The sequence below is a fragment of the Pseudomonas sp. LS1212 genome (assembly GCF_024741815.1).
In the GTDB taxonomy this organism is placed as follows: domain Bacteria; phylum Pseudomonadota; class Gammaproteobacteria; order Pseudomonadales; family Pseudomonadaceae; genus Aquipseudomonas.
Genome location: NZ_CP102951.1, coordinates 3,060,124 through 3,075,483 on the forward strand (window position 1 = coordinate 3,060,124; position 15,360 = coordinate 3,075,483).

Annotated in this window: 14 protein-coding genes; 9 read left to right on the plus strand and 5 right to left on the minus strand. The window is 60.1% G+C overall.

What is annotated here, in order from left to right:
* Position 1 precedes the first annotated feature (1 nt).
* On the plus strand, positions 2-565 hold the full coding sequence (locus tag NVV94_RS14230; protein WP_258443046.1) for an NUDIX hydrolase: 564 nt from the start codon (positions 2-4) through the stop codon (positions 563-565).
* Between the two features lie 108 nt (positions 566-673).
* Here the strand turns inward: NVV94_RS14230 and NVV94_RS14235 are convergent, their stop codons facing one another.
* The 4 genes from NVV94_RS14235 to NVV94_RS14250 all read right to left on the minus strand — a co-directional run bounded on the left by NVV94_RS14235 (position 674) and on the right by NVV94_RS14250 (position 4,751).
* A complete protein-coding gene (locus NVV94_RS14235) occupies positions 674-967 on the minus strand; it encodes a DUF1330 domain-containing protein (protein ID WP_258443047.1) in 294 nt (97 codons plus the stop codon).
* Positions 968-1,092: 125 nt separating this feature from the next.
* Positions 1,093-1,641, minus strand: coding sequence for a cupin domain-containing protein (locus NVV94_RS14240; RefSeq protein WP_258443048.1), 549 nt, complete (start codon positions 1,639-1,641; stop codon positions 1,093-1,095).
* Positions 1,642-1,849: 208 nt separating this feature from the next.
* A complete protein-coding gene (locus tag NVV94_RS14245) occupies positions 1,850-3,340 on the minus strand; it encodes an aldehyde dehydrogenase (protein WP_258443049.1) in 1,491 nt (496 codons plus the stop codon).
* A 34-nt stretch (positions 3,341-3,374) separates the two neighbouring features.
* Positions 3,375-4,751 (minus strand): glutamine synthetase family protein, encoded by a 1,377-nt coding sequence (locus tag NVV94_RS14250; protein WP_258443050.1) that lies wholly within the window; start codon positions 4,749-4,751, stop codon positions 3,375-3,377.
* Positions 4,752-5,034: 283 nt separating this feature from the next.
* Between NVV94_RS14250 and NVV94_RS14255 the strand changes: the two genes are divergently transcribed.
* The 8 genes from NVV94_RS14255 (at position 5,035) to NVV94_RS14290 (ending at position 13,513) form a co-directional block, all read left to right on the plus strand.
* Complete coding sequence (locus NVV94_RS14255; protein ID WP_258443051.1) at positions 5,035-5,796, plus strand: gamma-glutamyl-gamma-aminobutyrate hydrolase family protein; 762 nt, start codon at positions 5,035-5,037, stop codon at positions 5,794-5,796.
* A 236-nt stretch (positions 5,797-6,032) separates the two neighbouring features.
* Positions 6,033-7,175, plus strand: coding sequence for a polyamine ABC transporter ATP-binding protein (gene potA, locus NVV94_RS14260; RefSeq protein ID WP_258443053.1), 1,143 nt, complete (start codon positions 6,033-6,035; stop codon positions 7,173-7,175).
* Between the two features lie 29 nt (positions 7,176-7,204).
* The gene (locus NVV94_RS14265) at positions 7,205-8,086 is read left to right on the plus strand and encodes an ABC transporter permease subunit (protein WP_258447701.1); all 882 of its coding nucleotides are present in this window, start codon (positions 7,205-7,207) and stop codon (positions 8,084-8,086) included.
* On the plus strand, positions 8,083-8,967 hold the full coding sequence (locus tag NVV94_RS14270; protein ID WP_258443054.1) for an ABC transporter permease subunit: 885 nt from the start codon (positions 8,083-8,085) through the stop codon (positions 8,965-8,967). The genes NVV94_RS14265 and NVV94_RS14270 overlap by 4 nt, the downstream gene beginning before the upstream one ends.
* A 53-nt stretch (positions 8,968-9,020) precedes the next feature.
* Positions 9,021-10,118 (plus strand): polyamine ABC transporter substrate-binding protein, encoded by a 1,098-nt coding sequence (locus tag NVV94_RS14275; RefSeq protein WP_258443055.1) that lies wholly within the window; start codon positions 9,021-9,023, stop codon positions 10,116-10,118.
* Positions 10,119-10,708: 590 nt separating this feature from the next.
* Positions 10,709-11,038 carry a hypothetical protein gene (locus NVV94_RS14280; protein ID WP_258443056.1) on the plus strand — a complete coding sequence of 110 codons (330 nt, stop codon included), beginning with the start codon at positions 10,709-10,711 and terminating at the stop codon, positions 11,036-11,038.
* Positions 11,039-11,199: 161 nt separating this feature from the next.
* Complete coding sequence (locus NVV94_RS14285) at positions 11,200-11,820, plus strand: LysE family translocator (protein WP_258447702.1); 621 nt, start codon at positions 11,200-11,202, stop codon at positions 11,818-11,820.
* Positions 11,821-11,992: 172 nt separating this feature from the next.
* Entirely contained in the window at positions 11,993-13,513 is a 1,521-nt protein-coding gene (locus tag NVV94_RS14290) for an FAD-dependent oxidoreductase (RefSeq protein WP_258443057.1), read from the plus strand.
* Positions 13,514-13,544: 31 nt separating this feature from the next.
* On the opposite strand, the gene NVV94_RS14295 is transcribed toward NVV94_RS14290, so the two are convergent.
* Entirely contained in the window at positions 13,545-15,356 is a 1,812-nt protein-coding gene (locus tag NVV94_RS14295; RefSeq protein WP_258443058.1) for an ABC transporter ATP-binding protein, read from the minus strand.
* Between the last annotated feature and the right edge of the window lie 4 nt (positions 15,357-15,360).

Here is a 15,360-nt window from a genome sequence, read left to right on the forward strand (position 1 = left end):
CATGCCCAGCCCGCGCTTTTGTCCGCAATGTGGTGGCGGTGAGCTGGTCAATCGCCAGCCCCAGGGCGATACCCATGAGCGCCTGATGTGCGAAGGCTGTGGCTACATCCATTACATCAACCCGAAGATCATTGCCGGCTGCATCATCGAGCAGGACGGCAAGTACCTCTTGTGCCAGCGCGCCATCCCCCCGCGCCCCGGCACCTGGACGTTGCCGGCAGGCTTCATGGAAAGCGGCGAGAGCACCGAACAGGCGGCCTTGCGCGAGGTCTGGGAAGAAAGCGGCGTACGCGCCGAGATCCTCTCGCCCTACTCCATCTTCAGCGTGCCGAAGATCAGCGAGGTGTACATCATCTTCCGCGCCGTCGCCCTGGAAATCACCGGCCAGTATGGGCCCGAGACCCTGGACTACCGGTTCTTCGCGCCTGAGGAGATTCCCTGGGAGAGCATCTACTACCCGGCGATCCGGCAGATTCTCGAGCGGTATATCGAGGAGCGGCAGGCGGGGGTTTACGGGATTTACATGGGCAATGATGATACCGGGAAGGTGCATTTCATCCGTTAATGTTGTGTTGGATTTACCGGCCTCATCGCGGGCAAGCCCGCTCCCACAGGGACTGCGCCGAACTCTGTGGGAGCGGGCTTGCCCGCGATGAGGCCCGCACAGCCACCATCAGGCCTCAAATCCCTCGACAATGATCACCTCCGCCCGCGCCACCCCCTGCCGATACCGGCACGCCTCCTGATACTCCGCCGACCGATAACACGCCACCGCCTGCTCATACGACTCGAACTCGATCACCACACTGCGCTGTGGCGTAGGCCTGCCTTCCATCGCCTGCGAACGCCCAGCCCGGGCCAGCACCTTACCGCCGTACAGGGCGAACGCGGCCGGTGCACGCTGGGTGTATTGCTGGTATTGCTCGGGGTCGGTGACGTCTACGTGAGCGATCCAGTAAGCCTTCATGTGCAACCTCGCTGATTCGTCGATAATTGGTATTATGGTATACCAAATATCTCGTCTCTCGTCATCAATCTCCGCTGCGCGCCTGCGGTCGCGCACGACCCGGAAGGACCGCCATGGCGGTCCGATCAGAAATTCGCAGGCGTGTTCGCACTGATGATCTCGGCCTCGTCCTGGCCGATATTGCGGAAGCGATGGGGCAAGGTGGTCGGAAAATAGTAACCGTCGCCGGCATTGAGCACGCTGACTTGCCCGTCGACCGTCAGCTCGATGGTCCCGCGCGTCACCAGACCGCACTCCTCGCCTTCGGTATGCACGATGGGTTCCTCGCCGGAGCTGGCGCCCGGTGCGTACTGTTCGCGCAGAAAACGCATCTGCCGGCCCGGTATCGGCGCACCCACGAGCAGCAGGCGCAGGCCATGGCGGCCCAGGTCGGGCTGCTCGTTGGAGCGGAATACGTAGCGATCTTCCCGAGGGGGTTCATCGAAGGTGAAGAAATCCGATAACGACATCGGAAAGCCTTCGAGCAGCTTCTTCAGCGAACTGACTGAAGGGCTCACGCGATTCTGTTCAATCAAGGAGATTGTGGCATTCGTAACGCCGCTACGCCTGGCCAGCTCGCGCTGGGACAGCTTGTAGTTTTCGCGTACGAGTTTGAGACGAGTCCCCGTGTCCATGGCAGCCTTATGTGAAAGATACTTGAAGGAATTGGGAGTGGTTCACAGACGATGACGTCATTGCCCCCCATTTTCCCCGACCCAGTGGCTTGGGCGTCAAGTATTAAATCACGTTTGCTCTCACAGCTGCGCCAATTGCACGAACGAGGGGCAAAAAGAGCGGCGGCCAGCACCAGGCTGGCCGCCAAGTGAGGTAAATCGAATGGATTTAAAGCTTGATCCAGGTCGCCTTGAGCTCAGTGTATTTGTCGAACGCGTGCAACGATTTATCCCGACCGTTGCCCGACTGCTTGAAACCACCGAAGGGTGCGGTCATGTCGCCACCGTCGTATTGGTTGACCCAGACACTGCCTGCACGCAGGCCGCGGGCAAAGGTGTGCGCCTTGCTCAAATCGCGCGTCCAGACGCCGGCAGCCAGACCGAAGATGCTGTCGTTGGCGATTTCCAGCGCTTGTTCAGCCGTGTCGAAGGTGATGACCGAGAGCACCGGGCCAAAGATCTCTTCGCGCGCGATCGTCATCGCATTGGTCACGCCATCGAAAATCGCCGGTTCCACATAGAGGCCACCGGTGTCCTCGAGGGTACGGCTGCCGCCGGCGATCAACTGAGCGCCCTGCTCCTGGCCGACCTGAACGTAACGCAGCACCGATTCGAGCTGGCGGGAATCGACGACGGCACCCACGGTGGTCGCCGGGTCCAGCGCGTGGCCTGGTTTCCAGGCCTTCAGCGCCTCGACCAGCATCGGCATGAACTGATCCTTGACCGAGCGTTCGATCAGCAGGCGCGAACCCGCGGTGCAGACTTCACCCTGGTTGAAGGCAATGGCACCGGCAGCCGCCTGGGCGGCGGCCTGCAAGTCCGGCGCATCGGCGAACACGACGTTGGCGCTCTTGCCGCCCGCCTCCGCCCAAACGCGTTTCATGTTGCTTTGCCCGGCATAGATCATCAGCTGTTTGGCAATAGCGGTCGAACCGGTAAAGGCCAATACATCGACATCGGCATGCAAGGCCAGCGCCTTGCCGACCGTGTGACCAAAACCTGGCAGCACGTTGAAGACGCCTTTCGGGATCCCCGCGTCCAGTGCCAGCTGGGCCAGGCGGATCGCCGTGAGCGGCGACTTTTCAGACGGCTTGAGAATGAACGAGTTACCCACTGCCAGCGCCGGTGCGAATTTCCAGCTGGCCATGATCATCGGGAAGTTCCACGGCACGATGGCCGCGACTACGCCCACCGGTTCGCGGGTGACGAGACCCAGCTGGTCCTGCGGAGTCGGCGCGACTTCGTCGTAGATCTTGTCGATCGCCTCGGCGGTCCAGCGGATCGCATTGGCGGTCGCCGGCACGTCGATGGCCAGCGAGTCGCTGATCGGCTTGCCCATGTCCAGCGTTTCGAGCAGGGCGAGCTCCTCTTTGTGCTCAAGAATCAGATCGGCGAAGGCAATCAGGATGCGCTTGCGCTCTGCCGGGGCAAGGCCGGACCAGACGCCGGAGTTGAACGTCTGGCGGGCGACCTGGACCGCTGCCTCGGCATCGGCAGCATCGGTACTGGCGACCTTGGCAAGCAAGCGTCCGTCGACCGGGCTGATGCAATCGAACGTAGCGCCGTCGGCTGCCGGGCAGTATTGGCCGTCGATGAATGCCCGACCTTCAATTTCGAGGGACTGGAAGCTCTGCTCCCAGTCGTTGCGATTTTTAGCCATGAAATAAACTCAACGCAGGTAATGGGGTCGGTCGTCAGACCGTGTGCAAGTACCAGTTGTACTCAAGGTCCGAAATGGAGTTTTCAAACTCGGCGAGTTCGCTTTCCTTGCAGGCGACAAAGACATCGATGTACTCGGGATCGATATAACGCGCCATGATTTCGCTGTCGTCCAACTCGCGCAGGGCATCGCGCAGGTTGTTCGGCAGGCTCTGCTCATTCTGCTCGTAGGAGTTGCCTTCTACCGGCGCACCAGGCTCGATCTTGTTGGTCAGGCCGTGGTGCACGCCTGCCAGCACCGAAGCCATCAACAGGTACGGGTTGGCATCGGCACCGGCGACGCGGTGTTCGATGCGCACCGAGTCCGCGGAACCGGTCGGCACCCGCACCGCGACGGTACGGTTGTCGATACCCCAGCTCGGCGAGTTGGGCACGTAGAACTGTGCGCCGAAACGGCGGTAGGAGTTGACGTTCGGGCAGAGGAAGGCCATCTGCGCCGGCAGGGTCTCGAGCACACCGCCGATTGCATGGCGCAATGCGGCGTTCTGCTCGGGATCCTCACTGGAGAAGATGTTATTGCCGGCTTTGTCGAGTATCGAGATGTGCACGTGCAGGCCATTGCCGGCCTGGCCCGGGTAAGGCTTGGCCATGAAGGTGGTGTCCATCTCATGGTCGTAGGCGATGTTCTTGATCAGACGCTTGAGCAGTACCGCGTAATCGCAGGCCTTGATCGGGTCGGCAACGTGATGCAGGTTGACTTCGAACTGCGCCGGCGCACTTTCCTTGACGATGGCGTCGGCCGGGATGCCCTGCTCCTTGGCGCCTTCGAGGATGTCTTGCAGGCAGTCGACGTATTCGTCGAGGTCGTCGATCAGGTAGACCTGGGTCGATTGCGGACGCTTGCCGGAGATCGGCGAACGTGGCGACTGCGGACGACCGTTCACGTTGTCCTGGTCGATCAGGTAGAACTCCAGCTCGAAGGCGGCGCAGATGGTCAGGCCCAGCTCATCGAACTTGCTGACCACCCGGCGCAACACTTCGCGCGGGTCGGCAAAGAAAGGGTCACCTTCCAGTTCATGCATGGTCATCAGCAATTGCGCGGTTGGACGTTTTTGCCAGGGTTCCACGCAGAGGGTGGTGGGGATCGGATAACAGATTCGGTCAGCGTCACCGATGTCCAGGCCCAGGCCGGTGCTTTCCACCGTCGAACCGTTGATATCCAGGGCGAATAGGGAGGCCGGCAGGTTAATGCCTTTCTCGTAGACCTTGTGGAGACTGGTGCGCTCGATGCGTTTGCCACGCACCACGCCGTTCATATCCGCAATCAGAAGGTCAACGTACAGAACCTCAGGATGTTTCTTAAGGAATGCGTTCGCTTCGTTAAGCTGAACGGCACGCAGAGGTACCGACATGATGCAACACCTTTGTTGTTAAAAATAATATGCACTGCCCTTTCACTAATTCAGTCAATCCGAAAGCCCTGAGGAAGTCAATAGCGGCCAAAACTGCAATATATTGGATTTTTTTGTCGCATTGAACGGTTTCTTGAAACGCTCAGGTCCTGAGAAGCCCCCGAAGACACCAAGCGCCCCCATCAATCCGTGTAGAATTTTTTACAGGACGGTTGTTAATTAAAATCAACAAGGCTAAGCTCTGAAAAAGCTCGTTCAAGTGTGTTTTCCGAGGTGAATAAAAATGGCAACCAAGCCATTGGTCGGTGTGACTGCGTGCGTTAAAGAAATCGGGGCCAAGGCCTACCATGTGAGCGGAGACAAGTACTTGCGCGCCGTGTGCGAGGCCGCACAAGGACTTCCAGTCATTGTTCCGTCCCTGGCTGAGTTGACTGATATAGATGGGCTTCTCAAGCATTTGGACGGCCTGTTGTTTACCGGTTCGCCCTCCAACGTCGAACCCTTTCATTACCAGGGCCCGGCGAGCGAAACAGGCACTGCGCACGACCCACAGCGAGATCGCACCACCCTTCCCCTACTGCGCGCAGCCGTGGCTGCCGGCGTGCCGGTGCTCGGCATTTGCCGGGGTTTCCAGGAAATGAACGTGGCGTTCGGCGGCAGCCTGCACCAGAAGGTTCACGAAACCGGCACCTTCATGAACCATCGCGAAGCAGACCACCCGAACGTGGAAGTCCAGTTCGCGGCGGCTCATGCGGTCCATGTGCAACCTGGCGGCGTGTTCGCGGCGCTCGAGCTGCCGCCGGTCATCCAGGTCAATTCCATCCATGCTCAAGGCATCGACCGGCTGGCGCCTGGCCTGCGGGCCGAGGCAATCGCCCCTGACGGACTGGTCGAAGCGGTTTCCGTCGAAGGCAGCCAGACATTTGCCGTCGGCGTGCAATGGCACCCGGAATGGCAGGTTCTATCGAACCCCGCTTATTTGAGTATTTTTCAAGCCTTTGGCGACGCCTGCCGACAGCGTGCGGCGCTACATAGCGCACGCTGACAGGCGCCTGCCGGACTCTGGTAACCAAGACAACATTCAAAGTTCCCATCGCTACTGTGCCGTGGCTGCGCGTCAGCGCGTGCCCCACACAGCAGTCTGGGTAATGACGACAACAAGAAGCAGCGTTGGGCGGCAAGGACAGCTGCGCTGGATGAACCCGCCGCAAGCGGGTTTGTAATCAATCTATTAGGTCAGGCCGTATTGGCTCGACTATTAACACCTGTTGGGAGTTTCACATGGCAACCGCCTCCAGCATTTACAGGAAGACCCTCGAAGGCAACCCGCACCCCAAGAAGGTGCTGGTCAAAATCGACCGGGTCACGAAGAAGTTCGACGAGACGATTGCCGTGGACGATGTGTCCCTGGAAATCCATCAGGGTGAAATTTTCGCATTGCTGGGGGGGTCTGGTTCAGGCAAATCCACCCTGCTGCGCATGCTGGCCGGCTTCGAGCGCCCGACCGAAGGCCGAATCCTTCTCGATGGCGTGGACATTACCGATATGCCGCCCTACGAGCGGCCGATCAACATGATGTTCCAGTCCTACGCCTTGTTCCCGCACATGACCGTGGCGCAGAACATTGCCTTCGGCCTCAAGCAGGATCGCCTTCCCGCCAGCGAGATCGAAGCCCGCGTGGAAGAAATGCTCAAGCTGGTTCACATGACCCAGTACGCCAAGCGCAAGCCGCACCAGCTCTCCGGCGGCCAGCGCCAGCGTGTGGCCCTGGCCCGTTCGTTGGCCAAGCGGCCGAAGCTGTTGCTGCTCGACGAGCCGATGGGCGCGCTGGACAAGAAACTGCGCTCGCAAATGCAGCTGGAACTGGTCGAGATCATCGAGCGGGTCGGCGTGACCTGCGTGATGGTGACCCACGACCAGGAAGAGGCCATGACCATGGCCCAGCGCATCGCCATCATGCACCTGGGCTGGATCGCCCAGACCGGCAGCCCGGTCGATATCTACGAGGCACCGGTCAGCCGCCTGGTCTGCGAATTCATCGGCAACGTCAATGCGTTCGAAGGCATGGTGACCGAAGATCAGGAAGGCTACGCGGTAATCCACAGCGAGGACCTGGAACAGCGCATCTATGTCGGCCATGGCGTCAGTACTTCGGTAGAAGACAAATCCGTCACCTATGCCATCCGCCCGGAAAAAATGCTGGTCGCGACCGAACAACCCGACTCGCGCTACAACTGGTCCAGGGGCAAGGTTCACGATATCGCCTACCTGGGCGGTCACTCGGTTTTCCATGTGCAACTGCCGAGCGGGAAGATCGTCCAGTCGTTCATGGCCAACGCCGAACGCCGTGGCACGCGTCCGACCTGGGACGACAGCGTCTATGTGTGGTGGGAGGATGACAGCGGCGTGGTACTGCGCGCATGAAGACTTCCAAGAACCCGATTCTGCGGCTGATCCCGAGCGGTCGTCAGATGGTCATCGGCATTCCCTTCCTGTGGCTGTGCCTGTTTTTCATGCTGCCGTTCTTCATCGTGATGAAGATCAGCTTTTCCGAAGCGGCCCTGGCTATCCCGCCGTATTCGGAAATCTACTCGTACGCCGAGCAGAAGTTCCAGCTGCTCATGAACCTGGGCAACTACGCGCTGCTGGCTGACGACGATCTCTACATCTCCGCGTACCTGGGCTCCTTGAAAGTGGCCTTCTTCAGTACGCTGATGTGCCTGTTGATCGGCTTCCCGATGGCCTATGCCATCTCCAAGGCCCGCAAGGAATCACAGACAGTGCTGTTGCTGTTGATCATGATGCCGACCTGGACGGCCATCCTGATCAGGGTATACGCCTGGATGGGGATCCTGAGCAACAACGGTCTGTTGAATGCATTCTTGCTGTGGACCGGCGTGATCCAGAACCCCATCGAGATCCTGAACACCAATACCGCGGTGTATATCGGCGTGGTCTATGCCTACCTGCCGTTCATGGTGCTGCCGCTGTATGCCAACCTGGTCAAGCATGATCAGAGTCTGCTGGAAGCGGCGTCGGACCTGGGCTCGAGCACCTTCAACAGCTTCTGGAAAATCACCGTGCCACTGGCCAGGAACGGCATCATTGCCGGCTGCATGCTGGTGTTCATCCCGGTGGTCGGCGAGTTCGTCATTCCCGAACTGCTCGGCGGGCCGGAAACCCTGATGATCGGCCGCGTGTTGTGGCAAGAGTTCTTCAACAACCGTGACTGGCCTGTCGCCTCGGCATTGGCCGTGGTCATGCTCGCCATCCTGATCGTGCCTATTTTGCTGTTCAACCGCAGTCAAGCCAAAGAGATGGAGGGACGGGCATGAACCGTTTCGGGTTTTCACGATTGATGCTGATCCTCGGCCTGTTGTTCATCTACTTGCCGATGCTGATCCTGGTCATCTACTCGTTCAACGCCTCCAAGCTGGTGACGGTCTGGGGTGGCTGGTCGTTCAAGTGGTACGCCGGCCTGCTCGACAACAGCCAACTGATGGGCTCGGTGGTTCGCTCGCTGGAAATCGCCTGCTACACGGCCATTGCGGCCGTGGCGCTGGGCACGCTGGCCGCCTTCGTTCTGACCCGGGTGACCCGCTTCAAGGGCCGCACGCTGTTCGGTGGCCTGGTCACCGCGCCCCTGGTCATGCCCGAGGTGATCACCGGTCTGTCGCTGTTGCTGTTGTTCGTGGCCATGGCGCAGATGATCGGCTGGCCGCAGGAGCGCGGCATCGTCACGATCTGGATCGCGCACACCACGTTCTGTGCCGCTTATGTGGCGGTGGTGGTCTCGGCGCGCCTGCGTGAGCTGGACCTGTCCATCGAAGAGGCGGCCATGGATCTCGGCGCACGGCCGTGGAAGGTATTCTTCTTGATCACCATCCCGATGATCGCGCCGTCGCTGGCGGCCGGTGGCATGATGTCCTTTGCCCTGTCGCTGGACGACCTGGTGTTGGCCAGCTTCGTTTCCGGGCCGGGTTCGACCACCTTGCCGATGGAAGTCTTCTCGGCCGTGCGGTTGGGTGTGAAGCCGGAAATCAACGCGGTCGCCAGTTTGATCCTGCTGGCCGTTTCTTTCGTCACCGTTCTGGTCTGGTATGTCGGTCGTCGCGCCGAGGCCAATCGCAAGCGCGCGATCCAGGAAGCCATGGAACAGACCGCTGCCGAATCCTGGAAGCAACCTGCGCCGCAGGCGGCGGGTGCGGCTGCCTAGGCAGCCGCTTCACCACTGCAGCCAGCTATCACAAGTAAATGGAGTTGTACCCAATGAAATCGTTTGGCAGGACCCTCCTTGCCGTGTCCTTTTTGGGCGTGTTCGCTACCTGCGCCCAGGCCAATGACAAGGTGCTGCGTGTCTACAACTGGTCCGACTATATTGCACCGGAAACAGTCAGGAAATTCGAAGACGAAACCGGCATCAACGTCGTCTACGACGTGTTCGACAGCAATGAAACCCTCGAAGCCCGCTTGCTCGCCGGCAAGTCGGGCTACGACATCGTTGTCCCTTCCAACAGCTTCCTGGCCAAGCAGATCAAGGCCGGCGTCTATCAACCGCTGGATAAATCCAGGCTGCCCAACTGGAAGAACCTCAACACGACCCTGCTGGCCAACGTATCAGCCAGCGACCCCGGCAATGCCCATGCCGTCCCATACATGTGGGGCTCGATCGGTATCGGCTTCAACCCGGACAAGGTCAGGGAAGTCCTGGGCGCAGACGCCCCGGTCAACTCCTGGGACCTGCTGTTCAAACCGGAAAACGCGGCAAAGCTGAAATCATGCGGTATCAGCTTTCTGGATTCGGCCACCGAGATGCTGCCCTTGGCACTGCATTACCTCGGCTACCCGGTCAATTCCCAGGACACGCAGCAGCTCGCCGAAGCTCAGGCACTGTTCATGAAGATCCGCCCTTCGGTGGCGTACTTCCATTCGTCCAAGTACATCTCGGACCTGGCCAACGGCAATATTTGCGTGGCCGTGGGTTACTCCGGTGATGTGGTCCAGGCAAAGGCCCGTGCGCTGGAAGCCGGTGGCAGGGTCAAGGTCGATTACAGCATTCCCAAAGAAGGCGCCGGCAGCTTCTATGACATGGTCGCGATCCCCCATGATGCGGCAAACGTCGAAGGCGCGCACCAGTTCATCAACTTCCTGATGCGCCCGGAGATCATGGCCGAGATCACCAACAGCGTGGGTTACAGCAACGCCAACGCAGCTGCTACCCCCCTGGTCGACGAAGCCATTCGCAGCGACCCGGGCTCCTACCCGCCGCAGGCTGTACTGGCGACGCTCTACGCGATACCCGATCAGCCCATCAACATCGGCCGGTTGATGACACGCAGCTGGACCCGGGTAAAACTCGGCAAGTAACGTTCCCCCCTGCTATCGCCTGCCTGCCCCTCCGTTCTCGTTCCCACGCTCGCGTGGGAATGCCTCTCCTGATGCTCTGCGTCTCTTTGCTGCGCGTCTGCCACAGCATTCCTTTGCTCCGCGTGGGAACGAGAAAGCCAATTTGAGTCAATATGTAGTGAGTTAGATTTTTCACTACAAAACTGTTGACGACGCTATCTCGCCCTTGCATGATGCAGACGTCTCCCCGATCGGGAGCGCTGGTTAAAGTGATTCAAGCAGTCTCGACAAGCCGTCGAGTTGTTTTTCGGATGTGTACTGCCCACAAGGCAGATTGATGAAGCTGACCTGCATTGTCGTCCCCAATCGGGCGAGAAGCGCTGGCCAAACGTCCTCATGATGCTTGTGGCTGACCTGGTTATTGTCGGCAGTTGTATCCTGGCGTTCGCTGCCTCTCCTCGTTGTGACGCTACTGTGTAGCAGCTACCTGTCAACGCTACATAAACAGGGTCCGGGACTTCCCCCGGGACTCGACGGGCAACGTTTGTCGCCTGATTGGCGCCATATTTCGGCGAAACAACTAGATCAACGAGTGGTTAAGGAGCTTGAAAATGAATCTGAACGATCAACCTACTATCGACAAACTGGCTCGATTGTTCGCGGTGCACAAGGACACCCACGACAGCCATGTGCTGTGGATCTGCAAGTCGGGTGAAGTCCGTATCGATTGCCTCTCGCCCCACTCGGCGGAAAATGAATTCGAGCAAAACCACCCAAGCATGCTGGCAAGGCTGAAGATGTACCGCAGGGGCCAGGGTTACGTCGGCAAGAAAGCCGCAGCCGACAAGGACTTCATCGGGCGCGTGCTGCAGACCTTGAAACAGGAATGGGACCAGCTGCAAAACCGTTCCGAGGTTCGTATCCTCGACCGCTACTGCTGATTGCTGATCCGCATCGCCGGTAATCCTGGGCAAACTCAGGTTGCCGGCGATGATTGCCCTGCCTCCTCGCTTGAAAAAAAACCGTAACTGTATGGGTTCGAAGCCTGGTCACCCTGTTAAAAAACAAGGGTGAAGCCTCGACCTGCCAGGTACCCCCAATGATAGATATCTCTGCACTGCTGCTGTTCATCCCCGCCTGCTTCGCCCTCAACATGGCGCCAGGCCCGAATAATCTGCTGTCCGTGAGCAATGCCACGCGTTACGGCTTCAAGCGCTCGAGCCTGGCCGGCTTTGGGCGCCTGCTGGCCTTCGCGATCATGATTGCCCTGGCGTCGGCAGGCCTGGCGGCGGTACTGCAGACCTCGGCGATGCTCTTTCAAGGCCTGAAGATCATCGGCGCCGCCTATCTCATCTACCTCGCCATTCAACTCTGGCGAGCCGAACCTGACGCCAGTGCGCAGGCCGGCGATGTGCAGGTCAGCATGCTGCGCCTGGCCTGGCAGGAGTTTCTGGTGGCGGCCGGCAACCCCAAGGCCATCCTGATTTTCAGCGCCTTCCTGCCCCAGTTCGTCGACGTCTCCCGTCCGGTCGCGGGGCAGTTCATGGTGCTTGGCGCGATGTTCCTGTGCCTGGAGGTAATCGCCATTTGCGCCTACGCCGGCATGGGCGTGCACCTGCAGCGCTGGTTCGCCGAACCTCGTGGCAAGCGGCTGTTCAATCGCGGTTGTGCGGTGTTGCTGACGGGTGCGGCATCGATGTTGCTGGTTGCGCGGCGTAGCTGAAAGACCGTGTCGTCTGCATCGCTGGCAAGCCAGCTCCCACAAAAGGCACGCGAATCCTTGTGTGGGAGCTGGCTTGCCAGCGATAGGGCCCTCACAAACAACATAGAAATTACCGCCGGCCACGGTTGGATTACACTGTCACAGCACTCGTTCTCTACCCGGAGACCACTACATGAAAGCCTGCGACGTACTGATCATCGGAGCCGGCCCCACAGGGCTGGTGCTGGCCCTCTGGCTCAGCAAGCTGGGAATCAGCGTGCGAATCCTCGACAAGACGGCTGAACCGGGTACGACTTCGCGAGCCCTGGCCGTCCAGGCGCGCACCCTGGAGCTCTACCGCCAGCTCGACCTGGCGCAGGCGATCGTGCAAAAAGGCCACCAGGTACCGGCGGCCAACCTGTGGGTCAAGGGCGAGCAGGCCGCGCGCCTGCCGTTCGAGACCATCGGCGAAGGTCTTACGCCCTACCCCTTCCTGGAAATCTTCCCGCAGGACCAGCACGAACAATTACTGATCGAACGGCTGGCACTGTTCGGCGTCTTGGTCGAGCGGGAGAGTGAATTACTGGGCTTCCTCGATGACGGCGAGCACATCACCGCGCGCCTGATCAGCGCAGAGGGGCGCCAGGAAACATGCGTGGCCAAGTACATCGCCGGCTGCGACGGCGCCCGCTCGACCGTCCGCAAGACCCTGGATTTCGACTTCTCCGGTGGCACCTACCAGCAAGTATTCTACGTCGCCGACGTGGACGCCGAGGGCCCTGCCCTTAACGGCGAGCTGCACGTGGACCTCGACGAAGCGGACTTCCTCGCCGTCTTCCCGCTGGCCGGCACAGGGCGCGCACGGTTGATCGGCACCGTTCGCGACGAGCGCGCCGAACATGCCGAGACCCTCACGTTCGAAGATGTCAGCAGCCGCGCGATCGATCACCTCAAGGTGCAGGTACACAAGGTGAACTGGTTTTCGAGCTATCGCGTGCACCATCGGGTCGCGGAGTACTTTTACCGGGGGCGGGCATTCCTGCTTGGCGATGCCGCGCATATCCACAGCCCGGCCGGTGGCCAGGGCATGAATACCGGCATTGGCGATGCGATCAATCTGGCCTGGAAACTGGCCGCCGTACTGACCGGCAAGGCCCCCGAGAGCCTGCTGGAGACTTATGAGGCCGAACGCATCGGCTTTGCGCACAAACTGGTCAGTACCACCGACAGGGTCTTCAGCTTTGTCACCGCCGACGGGCCGATTGCCACGCTTGTGCGTACGCGCCTGGCGCCCCTGCTGTTTCCCAAGCTCACTTCACTTGAACCGGTTCGCGAGTTCATGTTCCGCACGATCTCCCAGATCACCCTCAACTACCGCTTGCAGTTCCTGAGCAGCGGCACGGCCGGCCATGTACAAGGCGGCGACCGCTTGCCCTGGGCAGCGGCCAATGGCGTCGACAATTTCGATTCGCTGGCGAACATGAAATGGCAGGTCCATGTGTATGGCACTGCCAGCGAGGCACTGGTCAAATGGTGTAGCGAACGTGGCCTGCCCCTGCAGGTTTTCGACTGGGCGCCCGCGCACGAGGCTGCGGGGCTTGGGTACAACGCTCTCTACCTGCTGCGCCCTGACACCTACGTAGCGCTGGCGGAATCGTCGGGGAACGTACAAGCCCTTGAGCGCTATTTCAGCGAGCGCTCGATTACGCCTTGAACCGGGTGATCATGAAAGCGGATACCCTGAACTACCGATACCCACGCGCCTGCAAATCGAATAACCGGGCATAGCGCCCCGCTGCCGCGATCAGGCTTTCATGGTTACCCCGCTCAAGCACCCTGCCCTGATCCATCACGATAATGTGATCGGCATTGCGCACACTGGAAAAGCGGTGCGAGATAAGCAACGTCATGCGGCCTTTGGCGTATTCGCGAAAGTGCTCGAACACTGCGGCCTCTGCACTCGCATCGAGGGCTGCGGTGGGCTCGTCGAGTATGAGGATGTCGGCATCACGGCGCATGTAGGCCCGCGACAAGGCAATTTTCTGCCATTGCCCGCCGGACAACTCCTGCCCCCCGGCAAACCAGCGCCCCAGCTGCGTGGCATAGCCCTTATCGAGATGCTCGATGAATTGCGCCGCCATGCCCTGGGTCGCCGCTTCGCGCCAGCGCCCGACGTCGCCGAAGGCATCGATGTCGCCAACGCCGAGGTTCTCGCCCACCGTGAACTGATAGCGGATGTAGTCCTGGAAGATCACGCCGATGCGACGGCGCAACGCGTCTTCGTCCCAGTCTTGCAGATCACTGCCATCGAGCAGGATGCGCCCCTCGTCGGGCCGGTAGAGCCGGGTTATCAGCTTGATCAGCGTGGTCTTGCCCGACCCGTTCTCACCTACCAGCGCCACGCTTGTGCCCGGTGCAAGGTGCAGATCGATACCCTCGAGGGCAGCATGACTCGCGCCGGGATAGCGAAAGCCGACACCCTCGCAACGCAAGCCGTCACCCGGCCGCACACCCTCGGTAAGCGTCCCGGTGTCGACAACCACCGGCTGTGCCAGATACTCGTAGAGGTCTGACAGGTACAAGCCGTCTTCGTAAAGACCGCTGATAGCGGCGAGGCTGCTGCTGACCGCCGTCTGTCCCTGCTTGAACAGCACCAGGTACATGGTCATCTGCCCCAGGGTGATGGCGCCGTTGACCGTATCGATCACCACCCAGGCATAAGCCAGGTAAAACGCCGCCGTGCCCAGCAGTCCGAGAGCGAAGCCCCAGCCATCGCGGCGCAGGGCCAATCGACGGTCTTCGGCATAGAGGCGTTCGAAGGTGTTGCGATAGCGCTGCAACAACAACGGCGCGAAACCGAACAGCTTGACCTCTTTGATATGGGCTTCCTGGGAAAGCAATACTTCAAGGTAGTTTTGCTGACGGCTTTCCGGGGCCCTGCGGGTAAACAGCCGGAACGCATCGCCGGAAAAATGCGCTTCAGCAAAAAATACCGGTAGCGCGCCAAACAACAGAATGACCAGCGCCCAAGGCGAAAAATGCACCAGCAATGCCGCGAAGCTGATCAGCGAGATCAGGTTCTGGACCAGGCCGAGCGATTTGGTTACAAACGCCAGTGGACGTGTGGACGCCTCGCGGCGCACCCGGACCAGCTTGTCATAGAACTCCGAATTCTCGAACTGGGTCAGCGACAGCGTCTGAGCCTTTTCCAGGATCAGGGTATTGACCTTCTGCCCAAGCTGCACCCGTAACAACGATTGCTGGACCGAGAGCAAACGCTGACAACCGGCCAATAGTGCAAGCACCCCGGCCTCGAACAGGACGTAGCGCAATACCGGCCACAAGGGTGCACTGCCCTGGCTGGCATGAACCTGCATGGCCGCGACGACCGCGTCGACTATGCGCTGGCCCAGCCAGGCAGCCAACGCAGGAAGTACCCCCGCGGCCAGCGTCGCCAGGACCAACCCGACGAACAAACCGGGCGACGTACTCCAGACCAGTTGCAGCGCACGCCGAGCCTGGTCGAAGAATGAGGCGAAGCGGCTGGGGCGTGTCATCAAT